This window comes from uncultured Kordia sp. (genome assembly GCF_947489565.1).
In the GTDB taxonomy this organism is placed as follows: domain Bacteria; phylum Bacteroidota; class Bacteroidia; order Flavobacteriales; family Flavobacteriaceae; genus Kordia.
Map to the genome: position 1 here is coordinate 1 of NZ_CANLEA010000035.1, position 25,326 is coordinate 25,326.

The 25,326-nt window shown below is 35.1% G+C and carries 19 protein-coding genes; 3 read left to right on the forward strand and 16 right to left on the reverse strand.

The genetic code is table 11. The annotated features are described in order from the left end of the window. Positions 1 to 355 precede the first annotated feature (355 nt). The 4 genes from Q0845_RS26700 to Q0845_RS26715 form a co-directional block, all read right to left on the reverse strand. The gene (locus Q0845_RS26700) at positions 356 to 1,585 is read right to left on the reverse strand and encodes a hypothetical protein (RefSeq protein WP_298520814.1); all 1,230 of its coding nucleotides are present in this window, start codon (positions 1,583 to 1,585) and stop codon (positions 356 to 358) included. A 340-nt stretch (positions 1,586 to 1,925) separates the two neighbouring features. Further along, on the reverse strand, positions 1,926 to 3,440 hold the full coding sequence (locus Q0845_RS26705) for a cellulase family glycosylhydrolase (RefSeq protein WP_298520817.1): 1,515 nt from the start codon (positions 3,438 to 3,440) through the stop codon (positions 1,926 to 1,928). Next, positions 3,434 to 4,642 (reverse strand): hypothetical protein, encoded by a 1,209-nt coding sequence (locus Q0845_RS26710; protein ID WP_298520820.1) that lies wholly within the window; start codon positions 4,640 to 4,642, stop codon positions 3,434 to 3,436. Before Q0845_RS26710 ends, Q0845_RS26705 begins: the two co-directional genes overlap by 7 nt. After that, on the reverse strand, positions 4,639 to 7,719 hold the full coding sequence (locus Q0845_RS26715; protein ID WP_298520822.1) for a hypothetical protein: 3,081 nt from the start codon (positions 7,717 to 7,719) through the stop codon (positions 4,639 to 4,641). The genes Q0845_RS26710 and Q0845_RS26715 overlap by 4 nt, the downstream gene beginning before the upstream one ends. A 273-nt stretch (positions 7,720 to 7,992) precedes the next feature. Between Q0845_RS26715 and Q0845_RS26720 the strand changes: the two genes are divergently transcribed. Together Q0845_RS26720 and Q0845_RS26725 are read left to right on the forward strand one after the other, a co-directional pair. Further along, positions 7,993 to 9,177 (forward strand): response regulator, encoded by a 1,185-nt coding sequence (locus tag Q0845_RS26720; protein WP_298520825.1) that lies wholly within the window; start codon positions 7,993 to 7,995, stop codon positions 9,175 to 9,177. 87 nt (positions 9,178 to 9,264) lie between these two features. Beyond that, positions 9,265 to 9,699, forward strand: a complete 435-nt coding sequence (locus Q0845_RS26725; RefSeq protein WP_298520828.1) for a glycosyltransferase — start codon at positions 9,265 to 9,267, stop codon at positions 9,697 to 9,699. Positions 9,700 to 10,052: 353 nt separating this feature from the next. On the opposite strand, the gene Q0845_RS26730 is transcribed toward Q0845_RS26725, so the two are convergent. From Q0845_RS26730 to Q0845_RS26785, 12 genes are all read right to left on the reverse strand, one after another. Next, complete coding sequence (locus Q0845_RS26730) at positions 10,053 to 11,423, reverse strand: spondin domain-containing protein (protein ID WP_298520831.1); 1,371 nt, start codon at positions 11,421 to 11,423, stop codon at positions 10,053 to 10,055. 418 nt (positions 11,424 to 11,841) lie between these two features. Beyond that, positions 11,842 to 14,880, reverse strand: coding sequence for an FG-GAP-like repeat-containing protein (locus tag Q0845_RS26735; RefSeq protein ID WP_298520835.1), 3,039 nt, complete (start codon positions 14,878 to 14,880; stop codon positions 11,842 to 11,844). 69 nt (positions 14,881 to 14,949) lie between these two features. Further along, positions 14,950 to 16,071: a hypothetical protein gene (locus Q0845_RS26740; RefSeq protein WP_298520837.1), complete on the reverse strand. Its 1,122-nt coding sequence runs from the start codon at positions 16,069 to 16,071 to the stop codon at positions 14,950 to 14,952. Positions 16,072 to 16,241: 170 nt separating this feature from the next. After that, positions 16,242 to 17,186 (reverse strand): ABC transporter ATP-binding protein, encoded by a 945-nt coding sequence (locus Q0845_RS26745; RefSeq protein ID WP_298520840.1) that lies wholly within the window; start codon positions 17,184 to 17,186, stop codon positions 16,242 to 16,244. Positions 17,187 to 17,263: 77 nt separating this feature from the next. Further along, positions 17,264 to 17,572: a hypothetical protein gene (locus Q0845_RS26750; protein WP_298520843.1), complete on the reverse strand. Its 309-nt coding sequence runs from the start codon at positions 17,570 to 17,572 to the stop codon at positions 17,264 to 17,266. 3 nt (positions 17,573 to 17,575) lie between these two features. Further along, on the reverse strand, positions 17,576 to 17,782 hold the full coding sequence (locus tag Q0845_RS26755) for a hypothetical protein (protein ID WP_298520846.1): 207 nt from the start codon (positions 17,780 to 17,782) through the stop codon (positions 17,576 to 17,578). Positions 17,783 to 18,004: 222 nt separating this feature from the next. After that, positions 18,005 to 20,134 carry a prolyl oligopeptidase family serine peptidase gene (locus tag Q0845_RS26760; protein ID WP_298520849.1) on the reverse strand — a complete coding sequence of 710 codons (2,130 nt, stop codon included), beginning with the start codon at positions 20,132 to 20,134 and terminating at the stop codon, positions 18,005 to 18,007. A gap of 159 nt (positions 20,135 to 20,293) precedes the next feature. Next, positions 20,294 to 20,689 carry a DoxX family membrane protein gene (locus Q0845_RS26765; protein ID WP_298520852.1) on the reverse strand — a complete coding sequence of 132 codons (396 nt, stop codon included), beginning with the start codon at positions 20,687 to 20,689 and terminating at the stop codon, positions 20,294 to 20,296. Positions 20,690 to 20,865: 176 nt separating this feature from the next. Further along, on the reverse strand, positions 20,866 to 21,855 hold the full coding sequence (locus Q0845_RS26770) for an aspartate-semialdehyde dehydrogenase (RefSeq protein WP_298520855.1): 990 nt from the start codon (positions 21,853 to 21,855) through the stop codon (positions 20,866 to 20,868). Between the two features lie 215 nt (positions 21,856 to 22,070). Next, positions 22,071 to 22,478 (reverse strand): large conductance mechanosensitive channel protein MscL, encoded by a 408-nt coding sequence (gene mscL, locus Q0845_RS26775; protein ID WP_298520858.1) that lies wholly within the window; start codon positions 22,476 to 22,478, stop codon positions 22,071 to 22,073. 85 nt (positions 22,479 to 22,563) lie between these two features. Further along, positions 22,564 to 23,673 (reverse strand): alanine racemase, encoded by a 1,110-nt coding sequence (gene alr / locus Q0845_RS26780; RefSeq protein ID WP_298520859.1) that lies wholly within the window; start codon positions 23,671 to 23,673, stop codon positions 22,564 to 22,566. An 8-nt stretch (positions 23,674 to 23,681) separates the two neighbouring features. After that, positions 23,682 to 24,326, reverse strand: coding sequence for a thymidine kinase (locus tag Q0845_RS26785; RefSeq protein ID WP_298520862.1), 645 nt, complete (start codon positions 24,324 to 24,326; stop codon positions 23,682 to 23,684). A gap of 103 nt (positions 24,327 to 24,429) precedes the next feature. Here Q0845_RS26785 and Q0845_RS26790 point away from each other — a divergent pair, with 103 nt between their 5' ends. Further along, positions 24,430 to 25,242, forward strand: a complete 813-nt coding sequence (locus Q0845_RS26790) for a hypothetical protein (protein ID WP_298520864.1) — start codon at positions 24,430 to 24,432, stop codon at positions 25,240 to 25,242. Positions 25,243 to 25,326: the final 84 nt, after the last annotated feature.

Consider the following 25,326-nt stretch of genomic DNA (forward strand, 5'->3'; position numbering starts at 1 on the left):
GAATGTTTACTCTTGTGTCATTCCGCATTTATTGCGGAATCCACTTTGAAGTACTCACAGAATTTTCTATTTGAAACTACATTATTCTATTTGAAACTTCTCAATACTCACATCTAAATACTCAATACTTTTCAAGCTTTATCGGCACGAGTTCGGAAACTCGCACTAACGTTTTTATTTGAAACGTCTTTGCATGGAAGTATGACGAAATTTTGTGTATTACCAAACCGTCAGATCGAGTGATTTTTCGTAATAAAATGAAGAAAAATTGTATCGAGATCTACTTTGAGAGTAAAAGCTTTCTAAGAAAACATCTTGACTCTTGACTCTAAAAGTCTTGGCTCTTTCCCAACAACTACTCTACAATTTCTTCAAACATAATTGTCTTTGTTTTGTTGGTAACAACAATTTCGTATTTCCCTTTTTTCAAACCTAATTCACAAACAGATGTTTTACTTTTTGCTTCCGCAATATCCACAGGAACTGCAGTCTGGATGTCTTCTCCTTTTTTATAGGCTAAAACCATCACAGGGAAATCTAACTCAACTGTTTGTAGATCAATCGTTATTTGTTGATTTCCATTCGTAAAAAGCCAATTTGGTCGGTTGTTTTTGTAATTTGTTTTTGGATGAAAAACGGCAATATCTGACCAACTTTCTCTACGTGTATATTTAAAAGGCTGCTTATTTTTATCGATCAAAACGGAAGAAGTTGCCACATTAAACGCTTTTAACATCGGATGATTGTATGTTGAATTTCCTTTTTCACTATACAACACTTGATGAATCGTCAACGGATCAATTCCTGTGTATTCTTTTAAACGTGCTGCCATTGCTTTTTCCCAAGAACGATGTGTTCCTTCCAACACATGATCAAATCCGCAGTGAATTACAAACTTTCCTTTTGGATCATTTTCTATAAGTTCTTGAAGATTTTTGGCTTGCGCAATTTCACGCTCTTTACCATTTACATTTTCTGTTGCTTCATAAGAAACAACTTGAAAACCAAGTGATAAAGCTGTTCGAATCATATTCCCAAATTGTGGATCTTTGGTATAATACCCAGTTTTTTGAATTGGATATTTCCGAGTGTTTAAATCTGCATCCAAATCGGCTCCATTTGCCAATGCTTCCAATGCCAAATAACGATATCCTTGATCGTATAAATCTTTTAAGAGCGATTTTGTAAACATACGATGCATGGAATTGTGATGTGCTTCGTTGATAATGACAACTTGATGTTTTGCAGCTTCTGCAATAATAAATTCTTTTGCATTGACAACCGTATATAATTTTTGCAATGAATCTATTTGAGAAGTCGAATAGTTTCTATCACGTCCGCGCATTGCCAAATCCCATTGTTGTAACGCATTTTTATAGTCACCTTTAGTTGCATAATCGGCTGCAGATATTTGATATTTCCAAGCAACAGTGTCCTTTTCTACTTTTTCCTGAATTTGTGTATTGAATTTATAATCTGTTGAAAATTCTATGGTTTTTATAGTTTTTGGAGCTTTTGAACAACTCCACAAACTTCCTATTAAAACACATACAAGAAATAATTTACTGATCGCTTTTGAATACATATTCAATTTATATTTTTGATTGCATTCAAATATAACTAAATATTTAGTTTAAACTAATTTCTTAGTTTAAAATGTTTTATTATTAGATTCGCTTTGCTGTTAGACCGCTTACGCTGTTAGATATTAGATCGCTTCGCTTTTAGATTTTTTCTCGCTCTTATGCGATGCTGAATCAAGTTCAACATGACGTTACTCTTGTGTCATTCCGCACGAATATTGAGCGAAATCGAAATATGATGTATTATGGATTCTTGTCTACACAGGAGCTTCTGTTTGAAACTTCTCAATACTCACATCTGAATACTTAATACTTTTGAAGAATGACATCCAAAAACTAACATCATTCCACAACAAACTCAAAAGCAGCCTTCTTCTTCCCATCTGTATCAATAATTCCAAACTTTTTCTGCGGATTGGTACGCCAAGGACGACTTCCAACAACTGAACTTGGAATGTCTTCAAAATCATACAACGTCCAGGCTAAATACGAAATGTTTTCCGCTTTTAAAATGCTTTTCATTTCCTGATAATAGGTAGCTTGCTTTTTCTCCGAACCAGCAAAAGGTCTCCAAAATCCACCGTACGACGATTGCCCAAATTCTCCAAGAAGAATTGGTTTATCGTTGATTTTCGATTTTAAGTTTGTGTAACTCTGAGCAAAATCTGCAGCAGCGTTATAATAGTGAAAAGACACAAAATCAAGCTTGTTTTGTAATAAATGAGCACTTTCCGTATTGGACCAACCAATCGTGACGAAGTGTTGTTTGTCAATCGATTTTACCAAAGAAATCATCTTATCTAACCAAGCCAATACATTTTCTTTTCCACGCGATTCAAAGTCTAAGTTTGGTTCATTTTTTAGGTCCCAAGCCAAGATTGCCTGATGATTTTTAAACTCGGAAACAATCGTTTCAGCATGTCGCTGCGTCAATGTCCAATCTAATACTTCATAGTTTCCATAAAAGTCAAAAAGTGTCAGCACAACTTGGAGTTTTTTGGTTTCGGCAGCATCTAACACTTGTGCTACTTTTTGAAGCTTTTCCTCTTTTACATTGGATTTTCCAAAATCTTCATATGGTACAAAAATTCGAATGGTATTGAAACCAGCATCTTTCATAAGATCAAAGTCTTTTTGAATGATTCCGATATCAAATTGATCGCCAAACATGTCCCAAGGTGTCGCCTGCGGATAGTAATTGATTCCCTTCATATTCAAGTTGGAGACTGCTTTTGTTTCCGAAGATTCCACAATTGATTTTACACTTTCTTTCACCAAATGACGCACACGCCAAAAACCATCTTCCAAAAGCAAAACTGCTTTGTAATTGGCAACTTCCGTAGTTTCCATGATGAATTTTCCATCTTTGTACAACTGCTTGTATTCCACTACATTTTCGTCTTTCAACACAATGAGTTGTCCATCTGCACTAAAGAATTCAATATTTGGTTGGTGCGAAAGAGTTGTAGCATCCACAACAATATTTTGCTGCTGATTTTCCCTTATAAAGTCTACAATATTCTTACGCGCACTTTCAGTATAATAATCGTCAATTCCTGTGGTTTGATTGGTTTTATACGCCACTTGTTTTACATACCAAGCATCTAAATAATCGTTTTCAATTTTTAGTAAGGTTTGCGCGTCCAATTTTCGACCTTCATTACCATCGTTTGTCCAACTCATTTTGGGCAAATAAACTTCCGCCTTTTTAACTTCTGTATGCAGCATTTTGCTTCTGTCGGCACCTGTGTTTAAATAAGTAAACGCGCTGCTAATTAAGAAAATTAGCATGGAAATGATGACAATATACGTCAACACCAAAAAGCTACGGATGATATTTTTGTCTGCTTTTACCATAGTTTTCTTGCTTTAAATGTTTTTGTAATGCCAGCCGTTGTGATGTCAATATCATAGTTTCCATTACTAAAAATGTTCGAATTCAATTCAAAATTCACAAAGCCATCACGCGATTCTTTGATATCGGTTTCGATTGTTTTGCCGTTTTGACTTATTTTCAGTTTGACTTGCAAACCATCTGGAATTAGTTGTTTCATAAAGCTTTGCAAAGGACCAATAGTTATGTTTCTATTGTTTTCAGAAAACTTCACAGTAAAATCTTCTATCACTTGTGCATAGGTCAATGAAATGGTATTGCTTTCCGAAATTCCAGCAACATATGCTTTTACCGTCCAAGTTTCTGCATGATCCGGATGAATCATTTTTGCAGTTGCCACGCCATCAATGGTCATTCCTGCAGTTTTTAAAAGATTTCCATCGGTATTTGTGATGAGAAATTCTACATAACTTCCATCACTCACAATATTATTGTTTTCGTCTCTCAACACAGAAGTCGTCAACGTTGTAATTTGGTTTCCATCAGCGTATTTGTGTGGACTTTTGGCAAAAATTTCAAAATCGCTAGCAATTGCAGGCATGACATTTACCGTATATTCTTTTGAGTTGAGTTCCATACATTCGGTTGCTAACAACATTCTGCCACTTTTTGAAGGCGCATAGATTCGTTGATACGCAATTAGGTTTTTTGTCTGAATCGTTTCTTGTTGCTCATTGGTTAAAAATTGACGTTTTACGGCAACTTCTGTATGTTCTTTTACAGGATTGTCCAAAGCATCAGTTGGAATCACCACTAACATCGTATAATCTCTTTCACCAGCTTCAATACTTGGCGGACCAACATAGGTTTCCATAGAAACTGGAGTTGTTTGTGAGCGAATATTGAATGTTCCTGAAAGTGTGTTTGCTTTGTCTAGTAATTTCCAATTGACAACGCCAGTTTTAGCACATATTTGTGTTGGAATTCTGTAGTGTAATTGCTCATTTTTTATGGTTGGACTGATCAATGTCGTTCCATAACTGTTGGCGCAATACAATTGAATAGAAGCATCTTGCGTTCCTGAAAATATCAAGACAACCGTTTCGCCTGCCGTGAACTCTTGTTGTGTTGTTTCTAGTTGAATTACGTCGGAAGTGGCTGCCGAGAGTTCATTCGCGCTTGACGCAAAAACTAAAAAGTATAGTATGTATGTTAATTTTTTCATTTTGGATTTCCGATATACGCATTCAACTCAATTTTCACCTGACTGTACAGCGGATGCGAAATGTTTTGTAATACGTTGTTGTTTTTTCTATTTGGGATGATTTTGTTTGATATATCTTCGTTTGGCAAACCGTTTACATAACAGTTTTCCATATTTGTACTGATGATTTCCACTTGTTCATTTTGCAAGATTTGATACTGAAATGGCTGCTTGCGTTGTTGACGAATGGCTTTGTCTAAAAACAAATGATCTACCCACAAAAGTTGTTGATTTTCATCATAATACGAAACCAATACTTGCGGAACCGTAATTTCTTGCAATCCACTATTGAACAGGTTTCCACGGATGGTTTTTTGGTTAATATCTAGTTCGCTTAGTACAATATTTTTATATAGATCTGAACCGGAAACATTTCCCGCAGCTTGTAAGTTAAATTTGGTTGGTGCATCTGCTAAATCTACCGGCGTAAACTCATCAGGATTGAAGGTTTCTGGAATGGAATCTTGGGTTTTTGACCACGCAATACCTTCAAAGTTGATACGAAACGAAGTCACTTCTTTCGGCATGAGTTTGTGCTTCATATGGTATTTTGCATTGTACGTTGCTAATGCTGCATTTTTGTCGTTATAAAGTGTTCCTTTGAGCACCACATCGGCTGGCACATTGTCTATATTTTGCACTTCACCAACAATGGCGTAATGTCCATTATGCTTGACCAATTTTGCTGTGATAATCTCTAAAACAGGTTGTTTTAAGACATCTTCATGATAGGTTTGTTCGGTCGTAATACGTCTTCTTCCGTGATTGTAATAGGCGGTTTTATTGTTTGAATATAATTGATCTGGCGGCAAATCGGCTTCGATAGTTTCAGCTTCTAAATACCATTTCCCATTGCGTTTTACAACCGTTTTATAATCTGATTTTTCAATTCTTTCTAAAGGTGTAATCCACTTTGTAGTTACTTTTAAGGTTGCCAAACTATCGGTTTTCGTTGTTAGTTTCGTTTCTATTGCATCTAACTTTGCATATGAACTTAACAAACCATCTGTGGAAGAGATTTCTAGCATATACTGTGCAATAGTGATCTTATTTTCTGGATTGATTAAACTGTGTGCTTTTTCAAATTCTTTGAAATCGAGTGCGTCGTAATAGGCTTTTACTACATTTTCTGGCGAACGTTGCGAATCGTTTTTGATGTAGAATTGATAGCTTCCAAATGCTAAAATTCCGATTAAGATGATTGCCCAAATATGATTGATTTTCACAAGTCTACTAGAAAATTTAGTGTAGCTTTTATGGTATTGTAAATACTCTTCAGCATCGGTTCGCTTTCGCTGAATATATCTTAGAAAGATTGGTTGAATGTTCAACAAAAAAGCCAATATCAAAGTCATAAATGGAATAATTCCCCAAGCTAGTTTTTGCCAAGTTGCTACCTCATCTTTTGGTAAAATGGAAGATAATGGCGGAACGTTTAACTTTTCCCAAACCATGACCCCATTTTCCAATTGTGGTAAGCGTTGCCAGCCACAGAAATAGAGAATAGGATCATAGAATTTGTCATTCGAGAAAATGTATTTTAGGTTATATTTTTCAGGTGTTGTTAAGAATTGTTGCAACGAACCAATGCCGGCTACTCCTTTAAATTTTGAGTTTTCTAAACGTTCTATCGGTCTTGTTGTGAGTTCAGGCAAACGACGTGCTGAATGATAGTTTCCATCTACCGATAATGCATTGGTTTGTGCTGCCAACCATGCCATTTGATCTCCAAAACCAAGCGTTAAGTATCGCCATTGATCGTGCTGATCTTGATTGAGAAAATTGACAATGGGTAACATGTTTATTTTTTCTGGTTGCGATGGTCTAAAATATCCCAAACTCATGGTAAAAATGGTCATGAATACAAACAACGCTGCCAAAGCACCACCAATGATTCTGTGATACATAGCGCCAAATTTTTCTTGAAAAAACGTTTTTAAATCTGCTTCTGCGAAACGATAGATAAATTCGCCAAAGATTGGCAACGACATGATGGAAGCCCATAATGTAAATCTGTCTAAGGTTAAGATATTGAAAGCCGTTTCACCCAAAATCATACGTGGAATCGGAGTTGTGCCACCTGTTCCTAATATAAATAATAAGGTGATGGACAAACCGAAAAACAAATACCGTTTGCTGTAGTATCTATAGAAAATGTATGGTAATAGGAACAGTAAAATTCCCCACGGAATTAGAAAGAATACCAATCCAGATGACGTAATTTCCAAGAAATGATCGCGCGAACCGTGTGGAATGGGCACTTGCGTAATCGGATTGTTTTTGGAGTTGATCCAATACGGTAAAATACATCCGACAATGATCGCCAAAGAAGACATTCCAAATAAAACGATGCGTTTAAAAAGCTTTTTAAAGTTTCTCCAAAAGACTAAAAGTGTGATTTCTTTTATCGAATTGACTTGTGCACGTGCAGCATCCATAATTGCCATTCCGATCAACGGAAAGATAAAGAATACCATTCCGAAGATTGGCGTTACATGATGTGAAGTTACTGTAACAGCAATCAGCGAAAGCGACGTGAGTAAGTATTTGTATTTACCTGTTTTTAACCAAAGGTAAATCTCTGGCAAGGCATGCATTAATATAGAAATTCCAACGATGCTTGGCAATTGCCCAAATATGTGCAAGGTTTCTACAAAAGAAGACGAGAAAACCGCTAAAATAGCTGCATAACCTGCCACTTTTTTGTTTCCTGTCATTAATAAGGAGAAACGATAAACTCCTGTAATAAAGAGTATGACGGCAATAATGGCAACCGCAAATAATCCAAACTTTAGCCCACCAATAAACGATAATGCTCCGATAGATTGATGTACCAATGGCGGATAACTCATTACGGTAAATCCTGTGTACCATTTGTAATTCCATGGTTCAAACCAACTGTTGGCATAATGATCGGCAAAGAACAAATGAATTAAGGCGTCATAAGTGGTTTCTAAGGTGAAAAAGATCGTCGTACCATGAAACACTACTCCGAGAAGTAGCGCTAGTAGTAATAGTTTGTTTGTCGTCTTTTTCATGAAAAGTATTTTATTCTTTTATTGAATATAGCTATTTACTTACAATTTTAACTACTGACTGTAAAAGCTTTTTTCGATGAAATAAAGATAAACGGTCTACTTTTTAATTGGACTAAAGGAAACTGCATTTCGTCTAAAGATAGATTCGTTTAAGGTGTTTTGGGCAAAATCGTCTGCGATTCCCAACTACTTTTGACCTGTAAGTCATTCAGAAAACAACACAAATACAACTGAATATTACACAAGAATATGAATCATTAAAAACACAGTACGATGAAAATATTAGCCATAGACGATCAGAAATTAGTTTTAATTCCATTAGAAAGTAGATTACAGGAATTAGGATACCAAGTACTCACAGAAACAAACGCATTGAAAGGCGCTGAGTTATACGATATGTTTCAGCCAGATTTAGTAATTGTAGATATGAATATGCCAACTGTTTCCGGAATGGAAATCGTACAACATATTAGAAGAGATAGACAAGATAATACACCAATTATGATATTATCTGGAAATACCGATGATGAAATGATTACGAAAGGTTTTGATTTAGGTGTGAATGATTATATGAAGAAACCATTGAGCTTGAATGAAGTTTGTGCTCGTGTGAAACGATTGATTGGTGTTCCAAAACATACAGCAGTCACACATACAGATACAGTTATGATTCAGCAAAGATGTGTTGGTGTTGTGATTCCATGTTATAACGAAGCAGAACGTTTGTTAAGCACTGAATTTACCAATTTTATTGACAAGAATTCTGGATATCATTTGTGTTTTGTGAATGACGGAAGTAAAGATGCTACGTTAGAAGTTTTGCACGATTTACAGAAAGGAAGAGAAGATTTTATTACCGTATACGATTGTGAAAAGAATGGTGGAAAAGCAGAAGCTGTTCGTTTGGGAATGTTGCATATGGCACAGAGAGCTGATTTGGATTATATTGGATTTTTAGATGCAGATTTATCGACTGATTTAGCAGATTTTGACGAATTGGTTTCTACGATAGAGAATTCTGATTTTAAGATTGTAAGTGGTTCTAGAATTAGCAGAATGGGCGCAAATATTACCAAAGAATCTGCCCGTAAAGTTATTAGTATGACGATTAATTTGATTATTAGAAATATTCTGTCCATGAACTTTAAAGACACGCAATGTGGCGCGAAGATTTTTCATAAAGATGTAATCAATCTAGCGTTTGACAAGAAGTTCATTACGAAGTGGTTGTTTGATGTAGAGATTTTTATGCGTATGCGTAGACATTTTGGATTGGACAAAGCAAAAGCAATGATGTGCGAGAAGCCTTTGAAACGTTGGATTCATGCTGATGGTTCTAAGCTGTCTATGAAAGATTCAATCAAAATCATTGGTCAGTTAGGACAAATTGCTTGGTCGTACAGAAGCAAAAAAAAAGCCTCAACTAAAGAGGTAAATACAAATTTTGAAATTGCATAATATTTCGACGGTATTGAATATAAAACTTAAAAAAAGAAAACACGTTTCCCCCTAATTTCACCTGATTCCCCTAAACCTACTATACTTATGAAGATTGGAATTTTAATTATATTCCGTAATGACGAAAGAGCTATTGAAGTACAGAAGTTAATTACACTTTTTACAGAAAAGAAGAAATTGAATGTTTGTTTTGTAAACAATGGAAGTACTGACAATACTTTTGAGCTTTTGAAAGAAATTCAAGAAGAAGCTAGTATTCCGATTTCAATTATTGATGTCAAAAAAAACCGTGGTCATCAAGCAGCCATCAAAGCTGGTGTTCGGTATTTGACAAGCCAAAACGATTTGCCTTATATATTATGCATGAAGCAGTTTACTTCAAAGGATTATGACTGCTTAGAGAAAGTTTTTAACATCATACAGCAAGAAAAAGATATTGTGATGGATGTATTTTCAAAAACCAAGCGTTTGACACATAAGAATGTATTTTCATTGGATGTTGTTTTGGAGAAAGCTTGTTAGGTGTTTGGTCTTGGGTATTAGATGTTAGATCGCTACGCTTTTAGATCGTTTCACTCTTAGATTTTTAGACTTTTGGCTTTGTTGTTTTGAATGTTAAATGTGGAATTTTAAATTGTTGCTTACTCTTGTGGGCATTACTTTTTTTCATGAATTTATGAATGTTTTTTAAAATGCCTATCTCAAATTAATTTAAATACTAACACGTCTAAAAATCTAGCAATCTAAAATGTCTAAAAAAACAAAAAGTGAGCTACAAAACTGCAACTCACTTTTCTGGCTATAACTTACCAATCAATTGTTAAAAATTATGTAGGTTATGCCATACTTACAACATCGATGTTGATCGTTATTATTTAATTAATGGCTTCTACTGTAACTTCGATTAAGTTGTATCCGCCTCTGTCGTCATTGTTTTGAGTAACTCCTGCTGGAGAACTGATGGTTCCTTTTCCAAATTGAACATCTGTTAATTCTGTAACACGTCTTACAGTAGTGTCTGCATCAGCTGCTACGGAAACATTTCCGTTCATTGGTTGTCCATCTCCTAAACCAACTGCTTGATCAAACTCAGTTCCTGAATCGTATAAGTAGTTTTTATAGATAACGATGTCTGATTTTACCGTTCCGTCTGCATTGAAAACTTCTATTCCTTGTTGATTGTTTGAGATAAACCAATCGTTTGTAGAAACTAACATGGTTGCAAAGTTTAATCTTTTACCTTCTTCTACATCAATTTCAAATATAATAGATTCTCCTGGCGCAGCGCCAACTGCACTTTTTACAGCAGTTACACCTTCTAAACCATTTAAGTATTCGTATGCGATATCAGCATTTCCATCTTCTGCTAGTTCTTCTAATCCTGAACCTGCAATAGCAACTTCTCCTCTTGTAAAGAATGGCGATTGCTCTCCTTGTGTGTAGGCAATTCCAGGAGAAAGTACCGAATATGAAGAGGAAAGACGTAATGGAGCTCCTGTTGAGCCTGTTTCTGAAAACCAGTCATAAATTGCTTGCGGCGAACCGTCTTCAGCCAAACTTTCTAAACCATTTGCTCTTACGGGTGCTCCTTCTTCAAATAAGGCATTTGGTTGTGTGTGTACTACCAAAATTCCTGGTGTTACATATCCTGGATTGTGTAAAGCTTCTCTGTTTGCTTTTGTGATTGTCAATGTAAATTCTCTCGCAGTAGTATCATACGCTAGATAGGCTGTTAAATAATTTCGGATATTTCTTCCTGTATTTCTAAAAGCAGGGTTGCTATCTGGTGTTCCTGAGTTAGGTCCGGTTTGATTTGGGGCAGTAAATTCAGTTGATGGGAAATTGTTTAAGAAGTCTTCATCTGCTTCTGTTCCTGCATCCCACACATTGATATTGTCTGAAATATCACCTGTTAATGGCGTGTCGCCATCCCATAATTTAATTCCTTGCGGTTGTGTTGCAAAAACCCAGTCGTTACTTTGAGCAAACATATTGGCAAAGCTTACATACGTTCCTTTTGTTGCTTTAAACGATACTTGATGCGTTGCGTCTGTTGTTGTTAATGGACCTGAACCAATTGTTTTTACATTTAAATAATTGATTGCATTTTTGAGTGTTACTCTAAATGTTGTTGTAGGAACAACATTGTTTGTGTTGTTGTTAACAATTGTAGCATCGTCGTCGCTGCTACAAGAAGTGAAACCTAAAAGTCCCACAAGTGCCATAGATAAAATTGTCTTTTTCATAATAATTTTTTTATTGAAGTATGGATACTTGGACGACTGCATGAAAAAAACTTACCGAAATCATCATCACTAAAATCAATTAATAATAGCTAAAACTTATAGTTTCAATTTTAACTATTGGTTTTAACAATTTTCAATTGACCTGTAAAATATTATTTATCAACCACTTACAACTATTTCTCTATAGTTGCTTTTGACATAATTTAACATTTCACTTTTTGTGTTATTTATAACAAAAAGTTTTGAAAATATTTTTAGAGAATGAGTTGAGAAAGCCTATTTCAATGGACTTTTAATTGTATTTAAGGCGATTTATATTCATAAAAAGATAATTCTTGGAGAGAATAAATAGTCCATAAAAAAACTCCAACACTAAAATAGTATTGGAGTTTTGTATGATTGTTGTATGTTTTAATTCTTATTGCTTGATGAATTTTTGTGTAAATACTTTTCCATCAGATTCCAAACGAAGGATATAGTTTCCTGTTTGTAATTTAGAAACATCTATTGAATGTTCTTTTAGTTTTAAGTTCAGTACACGCTTTCCTTCAATATTAAAGATCGTTGCAATTTTACCAACTAAATTCACTGGACTGTTGATGTTCATGATTTTTCCAACTGGATTTGGATGAATAGCAACACTTTCCAACGTTTCATCAGGAATGCTTAAAGTTTGTCCTTCTGTAATTACATGATGTGTATTGATTGCTGGATTTACTACATTATCAACTGTACCAGATGGCCAGTAAATAATGATATTAGTAATTGTATCTTCCGTTCCAATACCAAAGTGTGCATTTAATGTACTCATATAACGGAAACCTTCTCCACTACGTACATCGCGAATTTGTGTTCCTGAAGCAGTGTGTACTTCAATTCTAGCACCAATTCCGTTGATATTACTTGCAACTCCTGTCGTGGTAATTTTTACCCAGTTGTTACTGTTTCCAGTATTGGTATATAAAGTCGTTCCTGAGATTGCATCAATGAATCCATCGTTATTTAAATCTCCAAAAGAACCATTACTTCCTGAAATTACATTGTCATATACTGTAAATGTCATATTACCATTTCCAAATAAAATACTTCCGTTAGAAGCGATGTCTAAGTTTCCGTCATTGTCAAAGTCATATGTAGCATTTTCAATTCCTAAATTGGTTAATGCTGGTAATATTCCTGAAGAAGCGGTAACATTTGTAAAAGTACCATTTCCATTGTTTCGCATTAGTTTGTGTGTTCCGTCTGCTGTAGAACTAGCTCCCACAAAAACATCCATATCTCCATCGTTATCATAATCTCCCCAAGCAGAAGACCATGTTTGTAACGGATCTGCTAAACCAGCAGCAGACGCTACTTCTGTAAAGCTTCCAGTTCCATCATTTTCGTGTAATTCATTAATGTTGATGGTAGTTGAACCTCCACGACATTTTGCAATAAACATATCCATGTCTCTATCATTATCGTAGTCAATCCAGATAGAACCGTAGTTTCCTCCACCTGCAATATCTCCAAGTCCACCTTGGTTAAAAGTTAAGTTTCCACTTCCATCATTCATATAATATACATTCGGATCAACATCATGACATACAAAAGCATCTAAGTTTCCATCTTGATCTAAATCGACAAAGTTTGAACGTTGCGAGAATACATATTCTGATCCTGAAATTTCTGTAAATCCTGTTCCTGTATCGTTGGCTTTCATGAATGTAACTCCACTTCCTCCACCGTATAATAAATCGGTAAATCCGTTGCGATCAAAATCAGCTGCAGCTAAACTCCAAGAAGGTGTATTGTCTGCATTTGTGGTGGTAATATTTGTTGCTGTTGAGCTTAATCCTCCAGAAGCTTGCTGATAAAAGATATTTACGTTGGTTGAAGTAATAGAAACTACATCGTCTAAAAAGTCACCATTCATATCAACAGCAGCTCTTTGGCTACCATTTGTATTTACCGTTGATGTTGTAAAGTCTGCTGGCGGTGGTGGCGCTAATGTTGAGAAGTTTAATGGTCCGCCCCAAATACTTGCGTCTATTCCACAAATAGCTCGTACATATACTTCATAAGGTGTTCCTGCATTCAATGAATTCACATTAACACTTGTTGCACTTGAAGCAGTTCCTGCTCCTGTTGGCGCTCCTGTTCCTGCAAGTTGTACTACATATTCCCAAGCTGTTTCTCCACTGTTAGGCGACCAAGAAATGGTTGCTGAATCTTGTGTAATAGCTGATGCTGTTATACTAGAAGGTGCAATACAGAACGATCCGCAAGTTTCAATACGAACTAAATCAATAGACATATCTCCTGAAAAACCAGTTCCTGTACCTGTATGACTAAATTCTACATAAATTACTTGACCTAAATATGAATCTAAATTTACACCAACTGGAACCCAAGCTTCAGATCCGCTTGTTTGTAGTTCTCCTGAAAGTGTAAATTCTGTTGTAAAAGGTCCAGAAGCAGAAGTTCCTATTCCTACATTTAAAGTTCCCATATCTGCTCCGTACGCATGTAAGTAGAATGATAATTCTGCGCCATCTGTTGCCGTTGTTAAATCGATTGCTGGACTCACGGCTGAAGCGGTTGCTGAAGTATTTCCAGAAGCTTCATAGTTCATGAAGTTAGCACCACTAAAAGCGGCATCTGGTCCTGTTCCTCCAGAAGTATTTCCATCAGGGATTTCCCAAGAACCATTTCCACTATTCAAATCTCCTGTCCATCCAGATGGTGAGTCAAATTCTTCTGTGAATAGAAATGTAGAAGATCCTGAAGCACAAGTAACACCAACTGGTCCTGGTGGCGGACAGTTACTTTGCGTGATAGAATTACTATTGACAACACAGTTTACATCTTGATCATTTTCAATGGTAATAACAATACCTGTTGCATTGGCAAATGGTCCAAACAGAACCGTTCCTGCATTGGATAAATTTTGATTGGAACTTCCTTGATTGTCTGAAATCGTTACAGATGTTGCCGATCCTAAGTCCGTAACATTAACATCTACTAAAAATCCACCGCTTGTTGCACAATCATCCACCACTGTATAGGTTACTGTAGGATTGGTACAAGTTGCACAGTTTACGTCAAAATCCCAATGCACGTATCCGTTAGTATCACAGCTAATGGTTCCGTCTGAATTTGCCATGACTGTAATGGTATCTCCACTTGATTGAAATGTCAATCCTGTTAAGTCACCATTATTTCCATAACCGTTATAAAGTTCGGTTCCGTCAGTATCTAAAACGATCAATTCATCCCAATCGTTTTCTGTTTGTCCAGCGTTAAATGTTACTTGCAAATCTGATCCATCAGAACTTACAAAAACAAAACTGGTTGTATCATTTGTTGTATAACAATACGTTGTATTTACAGCGCCAGCCGAACAATCGACCGTAGTTTGCGCAGCTGCAAAAAAACAGGATGCAAAAAAGCATATTAGTAAAGTAATTTTCTTCATAGGTTGGTTGGTTTTATTGTGTTACGAATTTTTAAATACGTTCGTAACCTTAGTTTAGTTGATAGTCTTTTATTCACATTCGGTGGTAATTCCATCTATCCATTGTCCAATCATTTGAACAGCTTCTTTGTGGATAATGCTTCTACCAAGTAATGGCATTCTAAATTCTTCCGCTTCTGTATTCAATCTGTAATACATTACCGCACGTTCTTTGAGTCCAGGTGTTACAATATTGATCATTCCAGTAATTTCTTCATCAGGATCAATACAAATTCCTAAGTTATTAGGATCTCCAGATTCGTGAAATGCAAAACGCACAGGTCTGTAATCACAATGCGATCCTTCTTGATGACAGTGCGCACAGTTAATATCAATATAAGAGCGTACACGTAAATCGATAGGTTGTGTTTCGTCGCTCCATTTTACTACGGTATTGATGGTTGCAGGTAAGTTGTCTTCTAAATATCCTTCGTTGATGAACTTTTGTAGCTGATTTTCAGTTCCATCAGCATAATCGTACATGCTATTTAAGTTTTGTGGTTTCATCCCAATAGGAACAGAAGCCGTACCACTTTTATGACAGGTAAAGCATTCTACTTCTGAAGGAATTCTATAATTTGTCGTTTTCATTTCGCCAGCTTCCATAAACTCTACATTGGTAAATGAACCATCGAGACTAAATGTAGCTTCTGTTTGCGCATCATTCCAAACATAATCAGCAAAATACCAATCGTCTGCTTTCTTTAGCATTAAACGTGTTTCTATGATGCGTGTGGTATTGCCCGGTTGTACGTTATCATAATAGAATGTTTTTATTAAAAACGTTCCTACAGGCATGTCTATCAGTTCCATATCATCAACGTATGTTGCTTGCACATCATTTGGCATCCAAACAAAACGTTTCTTTTTGGCGTAGTCTGTAAATAAAGTTGAAATAGGTTCATATGGAATGACACCTAATGCTGGTGTTTGGTCTTTTATATCACCTTCAAAAAAGCTGTATTCTGAAAGTGTAGCAAATGGAAAAGCGTCCATATCTAATACTACAGGCGAAGTTGGAATCGGCACATAGTCGTCATCCATTGAAGTTGGTGGCTCCGGTGTTGTGGGATCATTATCATCGTTTCCACAAGAAAAAAGAGTAGCAGAAAGCACTGCTAAAATAGCAATTTTACGTAGTTTTTTGATCATGTTTTAGTTTAGTTAGTGCACTAATATAACAAAATATTAGATGTAATCTTTGATTATTAGAGAGTTACTCTTTATATAAGACAACTGAACGTCTATTAATCCTACCTTTTAAGTGGAATTATTTTCAAAATGCTATTTTTCTCAGCTTTATTTTTGTGTTAAAAATTAATTTAACCAAGTTCTAAAGCTACCTCAACACCTTTTTCTAACACTTCCAAACTATCAAAAAATACAATCATTTTTTCATATTTCGCTAAGACTAAATAATGACTTCCTTTAAAATAACTTTGTCTCACGGTGACTTTAAAATCAGAAGTTTCAGAAACTTTCAGTTGATGAGGATACACTAACATTGTTTCTGTTGAAGTTTCTTCTGAAAATAAACTTGCAGGCAATTCATTGACTTCTCCAAAAAGAGAAGCTACATATTTGTTTGGAGGATTGTTATACAAGCCTTTAGAATCACTTTTTGCAATGATTTCTCCTTGTTTCAGCACAATCGTAGTGTCTGCAAAGGAAAGTGCATCTGTGCGATCGTGTGTAGCTACAATGCAGGTAATATTTTCTTTTTTGAGATAACTGAACAGGTTTCTACGCAAGGCGTTTTTTCGGAAGTTGTCTATATGACTAAACGGTTCATCTAACAATAATACTTCGGGTTCACGCGCTAAGGCTTTTGCCAAAGCAACGCGCTGTTGTTGTCCGCCACTGAGTAGTTTTACTTTTACATCTGCAAACGCAGACATTTCAACCATTTGTAATAATTCGTGAATGCGCTGTTGTTTTGCTTCCGGATAAAAATTGGATAAATAGGTTCCAATGTTTTCTGCAACCGTTGTGTATGGCATTAAGTCAAAATCTTGCGCTACATATTTCATGCGTTCAAAGCCAGGTACTAAATGATAGGCTGGGCCTAAAATTTGTTCGTCTTTCCAGAAGATTTCTCCAGCATCCAAATCGTGTAAACCATAAATAAGTTTGAGTAAGGTACTTTTTCCACAGCCACTTTCGCCAATAATTGACACATGTGTTCCTTGCGGAATTTCAAAAGAGATGTCTTTTAAAATCGGTATGTTTTCCAAATAAGAAAAGGAAATTTGTTGAACTTGAAGCATGGCAATTTTTTAGCACTGCAAAAATACGGAGATAATTGTGAAAATCTACATATCCGAGAAACAGTTTACCGCAAGTTTTAGGTATTGAGTAATCTTTTTAATACCTCTGGACTCATTCTATTATTAAAGAAAGTAATTAGGTAGATTTTATTAGCAACTGTATCTTTTTTGTAGAATAAAGAAACGTTTTTATGAATAATACTTTTTTGTATTCCAAGATCATTGTGAACAAACGGATGCATAATTTTATTCTCTTGAATATTCTTAAGTAGTTCGTTTGTTAAATTAGTAAAACTTCTAATTTCTTTTTTTGTCCACCTGTTATTTAAATTTTCAAGAATTTCAATATATGTGATTTTTGCTAATTTCGTCCAAATAATCTCCATGTATCAAAGTCCATACGTTTTATTTATTTCCTCCATAACCTGTTGATGCGTAAACGTATTTTCATTTTCAATATCTTTTAATCCAGCTTCAATGAATAGTTGTTCAGCTTCAGATACTGTACTCCAATCAGAAGAATTAGAGAGATTATTTTTTAGTTCTTTCAGTTTAAGAATGATAGCTTCATCTTTTAGATTTACTAACCACTCCATTAATTTATATTTCTCTAATTGCACATCCATGATAAAGACTTTATACTCAAAGATACTAATTTTATACAGATCTATTAAAAGATGTGAAATGCTTATTAAACAGGCAATTTATTAAGTTTCAAAGTAGATTCTGCAATAAATGCGGAATGACAATTTTTTCTAATAAAAAAACCGCCAAATTGAAAATCAGTTTGGCGGTTTGTATATGTTATTTTAAAAAGCTTAATTCTTAAACTCTTCTAAGACCGATTTGTTTGGCAATTCTTTAAAGCCCATACTATACAACGTGAAGCCATAAATATCAGCGTATTGTTCTATTGTTTTTGAAATTGGTGTTCCTGCGCCATGTCCTGCATCTGTTTCTATACGAATAAGCGTAGGATTGGTTCCTGATTGTTTTGATTGCAATTCCGCTGCAAATTTGAAACTGTGTGCTGGCACTACACGATCATCATGATCGCCCGTAGTGATTAGTGTTGCAGGATACTGAACTCCCTTTTTCACATTATGCAATGGCGAATATCCTTTTAAGTATTCAAACATTTCTTTGCTGTCTTCCGAAGTTCCGTAATCATACGCCCAACCTGCACCAGCAGTGAATTTATGATAACGTAGCATGTCTAATACACCAACTGCTGGCAACGCAACTTTCATCAAATCTGGACGTTGGGTCATGGTTGCACCTACTAACAATCCGCCGTTTGAACCACCTCGAATGGCTAAGAAGTCACTAGATGTATATTTATTTTCGATTAAAAATTCCGCCGCAGCGATAAAATCGTCAAATACATTTTGCTTTTTCATTTTAATTCCCGCATTGTGCCATTCTTTTCCATATTCGCCGCCACCTCTAAGGTTTGCTACGGCATAAATTCCACCTTGTTCCATCCAAACGACATTGGCAACACTAAAACTAGGTGTCAATGAAATATTAAATCCTCCGTAACCATATAGAATCGTTGGATTTTTACCATTCATTTCAATTCCTTTTTTGTGTGTAATAATCATAGGAACTTTGGTTCCATCTTTAGATGTGTAGAATATTTGCTTGCTTTCATATTCGTCTGGATCAAAGTCAATTCCGGGTTTTCTGTACACTGTTGATACTCCATCTTTTGGATTGTATGTATAGGTTGTACTTGGTGTTTTGTAATTTGAAAATGAAAAGTATAACGTTTCATAATCTTTTTCTCCATTAAATCCGCTAGCAGTCCCAACACCTGGTAAGGTAACTTCGCGAACTAGTTTTCCATCATAATCATATTGCAATACTTTTGAAACGGCATCTACCATATATCTTGCAAAGAAATAACCTGATCCTTTTGAGATACTTAATACATTTTTGGTTTCTGGAATAAAATCTACCCAGTTTTCTGGAGCAGGATTTGATGCGTCAACCGTCACTACTTTTTGGTTTGGCGCATTCATATTTGTCATAATGTATAATTTAGAACCTACATTTTCAATAACTCTTGAATCAGTATTGGTATGATCTAAAATAGTTACGATTTTACTATCAGGTTTTGTTAAATCTTTCATGAATAATTTATTTCCTGAAGTCGATACTGATGCTGTAATAAATAAATAGTTTCCATCTTTTGTAACACTACCACCAACATAACGATGCTTTTCTTCTGGCGCTCCTCCAAAAACTACTTTATCATCTTTTTGAGGCGTTCCAAGCTTGTGGTAATATAATTTATGTTGATCTGTTTTGGCAGATAATTCACTTCCTTTAGGTTTGTCGTAGCTTGAATAGTAAAAGCCGTCATTGTCTTTCCAAGAAATTCCTGAGAATTTAATATCTACCAAAGTATCTTCTACCACTTCTTTGGAAGCTACATCCATAATGACAACCTTTCTCCAGTCGCTTCCGCCTTCTGAGATAGGATATGCAACAATTTTTTTATTGTCTGAAAAACTCATTCCGCCTCCCATAGAAATTGTTCCATCTTCAGAGAATTTGTTCGGATCTAAAAATACTTCTGCTTTTTCGTCTCCTTTTTGTCGATAGATTACATACTGGTTTTGCAATCCGTCATTTTTATAAAAATAAGTATAGTCACCTCTTTTAAAAGGAGCACTTATTTTTTCATAGTTTATAAGTTTCGTGTATCTTTTTTTGATGGCTTCTCGAAATGGAATTTTATCTAAATAGCCATAAGTTGATTTGTTCTGTTCTTTTACCCAAGCTCCTGTTTCTGCTGAGCGATCATCTTCTAGCCAACGATACGGATCTTTTACTTCGGTGTTAAAATAAATGTCTACCACTTCTTTCGTTTGTTTTTCAGGTTCTTTCTCGCAAGAGAAGAAAAATACTGCGAGAGAGCTAATTATTAACAATTTTTTCATTGAGTACTATTTTAATTGGATGTGCTAGATCGAATTTGCAGGGTTTTTATTTAGAGCAAATTATGTCTAGTACAAGGATTGGTTTCCCTCAAATTTACTTTAAAAAAAACCACTTCCGTTAATTAGAAGTGGTTTTTAACAAAATGCTAAGACTTTTTATTAGTAAAATAACGGTTTAAATTGTGACCAATGTTTGTATATGAGTATCGTATTTAATGTTGCTACAACGAGCGCGCCAATCATTCCGCCCGATAAATCTAAGAAGAAATGAAATAGTAAAATATTTACAGAGATTGGTGCTAGTAAGATTAAGGCAAAAGGCACCCATTTTTTTAGGATTAGTAAAACTCCAACATAGACTTCCAATGCGCCAACAATAGGAAGAATGTATCCTGTATTACCCAGTGAAGTCATAAATTTACCTGCATCTTCGGGTAACTTTGGTTGTGGTATAAAGCCAGCATCCATAAAAATCATAACAAGTTTATTAGCACCAAATACAATGAGAATTAGCCCTAATACGAAACGGATAATTTTGGTAAATTTGGAATTCATAGGTGAAGAGTTTTGTGTTAGTATACTCTTAAGATATGAAAAAGATACCGTATGCACCAACTATTTTCGACGATCAGAACTATATCACAGATTTAATAACTCACTAATTTATAGTTCATTGTATAAAAAAAGACACTCCTGTTTGGGAAGTGTCTTTAATTTTTATGATTCAGTTTTTAAACCAATTTATGATCTACTAAGTGTTGTGCAATTTGTACTGCATTGGTAGCTGCACCTTTTCGTAAATTATCAGATACAATCCACATATTTAATGAATTTGGTTGCGATCCGTCGCGGCGAATTCTCCCCACAAAAACATCGTCTTTTCCTTCCGCATAAATTGGCATCGGATATACATTGGTATCAGGATTGTCTTGTACTACAATTCCAGGTGATTCCTGTAATATTTTGCGAACTTCATCGAGCTGAAAATCATTTTCAAATTCAATATTTACACTTTCAGAATGTCCGCCAACTACCGGAATACGAATGGCGGTTGCCGTAATAGCAATGGTATTATCGTCTAAGATTTTTTTAGTTTCATTGACCAATTTTACTTCTTCTTTGGTGTATCCGTTTTCTACAAATACATCGCAGTGTGGCAATGCATTTCTATGAATTGGATACGGATATGCCATTTCTCCTTTTTCACCAGCATATTCACTTTCTAACTGACGAACCGCTTTTACGCCTGTTCCTGTGATAGATTGATATGTAGAAACTACAATACGCTTTATTTTGTATTCTTTATGTAATGGTGCCAATGCCACAACCATTTGAATGGTAGAACAATTTGGATTGGCAATAATTTTATCTTTAGAAGTTAATTGATTCGCATTAATTTCTGGCACCACCAATTTCTTTGTTTGATCCATTCGCCATGCAGAAGAATTGTCAATTACCGTAGTTCCAACGGCTTCAAATTTTGGTGCCCATTCTAAAGAAGTGCCTCCGCCCGCAGAAAATAGTGCAATATCTGGTTTGGCGTTAATAGCATCTTGCATACTTACAATAGGATATGCGTTTCCTTGATAGGTGATTTCTTTTCCAATAGACCTTTCTGAAGCTACTGGAATTAAAGTGGTTACAGGAAATTTTTGCTCTGCTAATACTTTTAACATTACAGTTCCTACCATTCCTGTTGCGCCCACGACTGCTACTTTCATTACTTTTATTTTTATAGTCTTAATGTATCATACAAAAATATCTATCTAATTTCGATAAGAATCTATTTTAGCATGTTATTTTTTGTAAAATTAGGAATAAAAACTGCGCAAATCTTATAAAATTTTCCAAATATCAAAAATTTCACAAAAAGTTACATATAACACAAAAGCCACTCTGTACAGAGTGGCTTTTTTATATAATATGTTTGAAAAAATTACTTTTTCAATAAGTCTCTAATTTGTGTTAATAACTCTTCTTGAGTTGGTCCTGCTGGTGCTTCTGGAGCTGGCTCTTCTTTCTTCTTTGTTTTGTTGTATGCTTTTACAATTAAAAACATCACCAAACCTACAATTAGTAAATTTACAATAGCATTCACCCAATTTCCCCACATAATTGCATTTTCAGGAGTCGTTACCTTTCCTGTTGCATCTACAACGGCTTCTGTTAAGATTATTTTCTTCTGAGAAAAATCTGTTCCGCCTGTAAAATACCCTACAAAAGGCATTACAATGTTGTCAACAAATCCTTTTACAACTCCGCCAATAGCGCCTGCCATAATTACGGCTACTGCAAATTCGATCACATTTCCACCAGTGATAAATTCTTTAAATTCTTTAATCATAATGTTGATTGTTAGTTATTATTGAATCTAAAAGTAGTAAAAAATATGATAGTTTTCAATTTGTTAGAATGAACTAAAGACCTAATTAACGAAGAAATACACGTTTTACTCGTTGAGAAACCGCAGTTAAAATTTCATACGAGATGGTATTTATCTTTTCTCCAAATTCATCGGCGCTTTGTCCTTCTCCAAAAATAATGACCTCATCACCTTCATTGCAGCGAATTCCTGTAATATTGACCATCATCATATCCATACAAACATTACCAATAATAGGTGCTGGTTTTCCATTGATGATAACACTGCCTACTCCATTTCCAAATTGTCTGCTAATTCCATCTGCATGTCCAAGCGGAATGGTGGCAATCGTCGCATAATCATCTGCAATAAAAGCGCGATTATACCCTACACTTTCTCCTTTTTCTATGCGATGAATTTGTGAAATAACCGATTTTAAGGATGCTACAGGTTGTAAATGTTTGTCATATTTTGGATCGTTTCCAAAACCATACAATCCAATTCCTGTTCGAACCATATCGAAGTGCGCTTCTGGATAGTTTAATATTCCAGAAGTATTGGTCATGTGTAAAATTGGTTTGTAATTGAGTCCTTTTTGAAACTCTTCATTAATTTCTTTGAAAAGTTGTATTTGATTTTCCGTAAAGTCTTTTTCTTTTAGATCTTCTGATGCTGCTAAGTGAGAAAATATAGAAGCCACTTTTATTTGCGAAAGCGTTTTTAGCTTTTTAATAATATGCTCTGTATCAGTATGAAAAAAGCCCAGACGGTTCAATCCTGTATTGAACTTTATATGTACAGGATATTCTTTTTTTCCTTGCTTGGCTGCTTCTTTTGCAAAGGCTGTAAAAATACGGTCGTTATAAAGACTTGGCTCTAAATTGTAAGCAATAGCATGCTTTAGGTTTACAATTTGCGGATGCAGTACTAAAATTGGTGCCGTAATTCCTGCTGCTCGTAAATAAGCACCTTCTCGAATATAGGCAACTGCAAAATAGTCCACTTTGAGTTCATCTTGCAAAAACTTAGCAATTTCTATGGCATCACTTCCATAGCCATAGGCTTTGACTACTGCTAAAATTTTAGTTCCAGTTTTGGTTTTTGATTTTAAGAATTCAAAGTTTTGTTGTAGTGCTTTAAAATTAATTTCTAAAACAGATTCTTGTATGTGTAACATTATGGTAGTTAATTGTCAGATTGTTGTTTTGGAATGATTTCTTCCGCATCATCAACTTCAATATCTTTCACTGATTCTTTTAGCATTGCTTTATAATAAGCGCCGCGACTTAATGGTTCGTATTCATCAGTTTCTCCTAGCAAGACCAGATCGTCGCTTTTGGATTTTCTAAAACTGTATTGTGCTAGGTTTCCCGTTCGGGTACAAACGGCATGTACTTTGGTGACGTATTCGGCTGTGGCCATAAGTGAAGGCATCGGTCCAAATGGATTTCCTTTAAAATCCATATCCAAACCGGCAACTATCACTCTGATACCTCGATTGGCTAAATCATTGCATACAGCAATAATTCCATCATCAAAAAATTGTGCTTCGTCAATTCCTACAACATCGCAATTGTGGGCTAATAATCGTATGTTGGCGGCGGCGGGAACAGGTGTAGAGCGAATTTCGTTTGCATCGTGAGAAACTACCATTTCCTCGTCATAACGAACATCAACGGCAGGTTTAAATATCTCTACTTTTTGCTTTGCAAACTGTGCTCTTTTGAGTCTTCGGATCAATTCTTCTGTTTTTCCAGAGAACATTGAACCACAAATAACTTCAATCCAACCAAATTGTTCTTTATGATTTACTGTATTTTCGAGAAACATTTTGTAATTTTCAAGTCGAAAACGAATTTATACTCGTTTTTGTAAAGGTGGAACAAATTTATTAAAAAACCAAAGGTTATACAACGACATTAGTTTAAAAATTATGAAGAAAAAATTAGAAGGAGATTTAGTAAGTATCGCGCATCGAATCCTAAAACTAAAAGGCAAAGAAGATGTAGTTGCATTACATAAAGAGGCGAAAGAAGTTTTTGAAAAATTGTCGGTAATGCTATTTTTTGAAGAACAATTCAAAGATTCCGTACCTGATTATGCCGATTCTTCTTTCTTCCAAACTTTAGAGAATGTATATAACCACGATAAGGTAGAACAGAATGCAGAAGATGATTCTTTCGCACGACACCATTTGGTAAGTGAAGATCCAGAACAAGATGAATTGGTAGAGCCATTGATGGAAACTATTAAAGATATGGTTGCCGAAATGCCAGAAGAAACCGAAGAAGAAATTTTGTTAACTGCTATTCCTGAAGAACCTAAGCGTGAAACTTTAGAAGATATTTTAGCAGATGTATTGCCACAACCTACATTTGAAAAAATTGACGAAGTTGTAGAAGTAGAAAAGCCAAAACCAGCACCAAAGGTTGCAGAAACTATTACCAAAGAAGTAAAAGCTCCTGTAGAAGTAAAAACCAAAGTAGCACAACCAAAGTCTTTGAATGACCGTTTAAATACAGGAATCTCTCTTGGATTGAACGATCGTATTGCGTTTACGAAACATTTATTTGATGGCAATCAGGAAGATTATAATCGTGTGATTTCTCAATTAAATACGATTGAAAATGAAACGGAAGCGAAAAACTTTATTTATAATATGATTAAGCCTGACTATAATAATTGGGCAGGAAAAGAGGAATACGAAACACGCTTTATGGAAATTATTGAACGTAAGTTTGCGTAATTTTTGATTTGACAGGGAGAACTAAGATTTTTGGAATCAGGAGTCATGTTGTTTTCATAGCAATATTCAGATTTTCAAATGGAT